This is a genomic window from Fodinicurvata halophila (assembly GCF_042651425.1).
Lineage (GTDB): Bacteria > Pseudomonadota > Alphaproteobacteria > Kiloniellales > DSM-21159 > Fodinicurvata > Fodinicurvata halophila.
The window spans coordinates 273981-276783 of the sequence record NZ_JBHSCW010000006.1 but is presented as its reverse complement, the minus strand read 5'-3'; the positions used below and the strand labels follow the sequence as shown (position 1 = coordinate 276783).

At 66.0% G+C, this 2803-nt stretch carries 1 protein-coding gene and 1 pseudogene; both read right to left on the bottom strand.

What is annotated here, in order from left to right:
- Nucleotides 1-252, bottom strand: a pseudogene (locus ACFOW6_RS12240) (hypothetical protein); the annotation flags it as partial.
- 256 nt (nucleotides 253-508) lie between these two features.
- A partial coding sequence (locus ACFOW6_RS12235) for an autotransporter family protein (RefSeq protein WP_382422656.1) occupies nucleotides 509-2803 on the bottom strand: 2295 nt, incomplete at its 5' end.

The following is a 2803-nucleotide window of genomic DNA, read 5'->3' as shown; positions in this document are numbered from 1 at the left end:
CATGCGCAGGTTGATCAGCGCCAGCGAGCGTTCGTCCTGCCAGGCCGGGGCGTAGATGTCGAACTGCCCCAGCGAGCGCTCGGTCCCGATCTTGCCCCCCATCTCCAGCCAGCCCGACCACTTGGGGGCCGATCCATCCTCCTGCGCCAGGGCTGTGGGGGAGAGCAGCAGCGCGCCCGCCAGGGCCGTCGTCACCGACAGGGTGCTTAAACGGCGGCGTTGGTTATGCTGAATGATAGGCAAGCGTGTCATGCTGTCTTCCCCCCTGGAACTTGCTCTTTGGGCCCGTCCCCGATCTTGCGCCCGGCAGACGTGCCTGAGCCTCCTTGGCCGAACGGGACTCCGTCCCCCGACCCCCCGAGAGCCGATCTGGTGGGGCGGGAGTCCGGATGGCGCTTTACCCCTATACTGGAAAGCGGAAGGAGGTGCATTGAGCACCAAGACGGAATTTATTGATTATTTCGACAGATCGTATTGCCCCTCTGTTGCAGGGGAACGCGTCCTGCCTTCACCAGGTAACGCGCACGCCCAGTTGTCCGCTGTGGGAGCGGTAGCGGCTTGAGAAGGCGCCGTCATAGGCGGCGAAGAGTTCGACATTGTCATCGACCTGTACGTCCAGGCCCAGGCCCACCTCGGCCAGGTTCTCGGGGATCGTCTGTCCCTCGATGGTAAAGTCGTCGCCGCCCAACAGTGAGGCCTCGGTGGAGGCGTCGGGGCTGGCCAGCTCACGGCTCCAGGCGGCACGGACCGAGAGCACGGCCGGGTCCAGCTCCATCGCCAGCTCCGCCCCCAGGCGGCTGCGCACGGAGGTCTCGCTCGTCGAAGCCACGTTCAGCCCGGCGGTGCCGTCCTCCTCGTAGCTCTCGCGGTGGGTATGGGAATAGCGCAGCCCGACCAGGGGCGAGACGGTCATTGTCTCGTCGAGCGGGATGTCATAGGCCGCCTCGGCGTCCAGCGCGAAAACCTGGGCGTCGTAGTTGGCCTCCTGCGTGCCGAAGCCGGTCACCTGGCGCTGGCTGTCCAGGGACATCTGGGTGAAGGTGCCGCTGCCCGACAGGCGCAGGGCGCCGATGCGCTGGCGGGCATAGAGCCCGGCGCTGTAGGCGTCGAAGTCGCTGGAGGCGAGTTCGCCGCTTTCCAGTTGGCCGCGCTCGAAGCCCAGCGCGCCGCCGACCATCAGGCCGTCGCCCAAGCCATCGCCCAACGGCGCCTCGATCCCGGCATGCACGCCGGCGGAGCGCGCCTTGACGCCGGGGAAGGACCCGCTGGCGTCGAGCTGGCTGCGGTTGCCCACGGCACGGGCCCAGGTGACCGGCCCGGCCGGGGCGTGGCGGCCGACGGCGCCCGAGGCATCGGCCTGGGCTTGCTGCCGCGCGTGCGGGTCGGCATCGCTGGAGGCGATGTCGAGTGCGGCCAGCTGCAGCCGGCGCGGGCTCGTGCCTTGCGAGAGCTGCGTGCCGCCCCCGGCACCGCCCGAAATGCGGCCCTGGATGGAGGATAGGAAGTTGTTGGCCATCTGGATCACGCTGCTGTCGAAGCCCGGGATGGTCTCGCCTGAGAGCTCGTCCACAGCATCGCCCTCCTGGCCGCTCTGCAGCAGCAAGAGCGCGTTCTCGAAGGCTTGGTAGCCGGGATCGTCCGTATCCAGATCATCCAGGGTATCGACGAAGCGTTCGGCATTGGGATCCTCGGCATAGGGCTCCAGCAGGCTTTCCAGGTCTCCGCTGGCCGCCAGGCGCAGGACGACGTCATTCTCCGAATAGGACAGCAGGGGAATTAGGAAGCTGTGGTTGGCGCCGACCCCATCGAATTTCCCCTCCAGCCCTGCGTTTGCCGAAAGGATCGTGTAATCACCCAGTACGCTTTCGTCCTCGTCGGCCTCCAAGCTTTCGACAAGGACATCGCCTGCTAGGCTGGCCGTGCCGCCGATCTCCAGGCGATCCGCGCCGCTCTGGTCGACCTCGACGATGTAGGCGGAACCGGATTCGAAGGTCGCATCGTTGTCGACCTCCAGGGTTCCCACGGAGGCGCCGGGGTTGAGCACGCCCGAGAGCAAAAGGTCGCCGATGGTCCCCGTTCCGCCGATTACGCCATCTGCGGCGACATCGAAGACTCCACCCAGGCTGGCGTTCTCGTCGATGGCCAGGTTGCCTCCCATGACGTTCCAGTCCTGGTCACCGGAGCCTTCCAGTGTCCAGCTGCTATCGCCGGTCTTGTCGTAGGACTCGAAGCCTTGGTACTGTTGACCGTCGCCGATCAGGTTGCTGTTGAAGGCGGCGTTCTCAGTGCCGCCCAGTATCAGGCTGTCGTCCTCCCCCTCGGTTGCATCGACGATGCCGTTGATCTCGAACCCTGCACGAAGTTCAAGTTCGTTCGTGTCATCCTCGGCGCCCTCCAACTCAATGGCCGCGGCACGATCGGATTCCTCCGTTGTGCCATTGCCGAAGCCACCGGAGACGGTTCCGCTGATGATGATTATGGCGCTATCTGCCTCGATACCGGCGCCGCCGTCGAAAATATCGCCATCGCCACCGGTGATCTCGCCGGTGATTTCGGCCCAGCCGTTTTGACCCAGCTCGATGCCGGTACCGCCGTCGTCATCACCGTCACCGCCGGTCACGGTCGTATCGGCGTCCAGCGTGAGGGTGCTTTCGTTCCCTGCCTCGATACCGGCGCCGCCGTCATCACCGCCACCGCCGGTCACGGTCGTATCGGTGTCCAGCATGAGTTCGCTTCCGTCCCCTGCGTCGATACCGGCGCCGCCGTCGAAAGTATCGCCATCGCCACCGGTGATCTCGCCGGC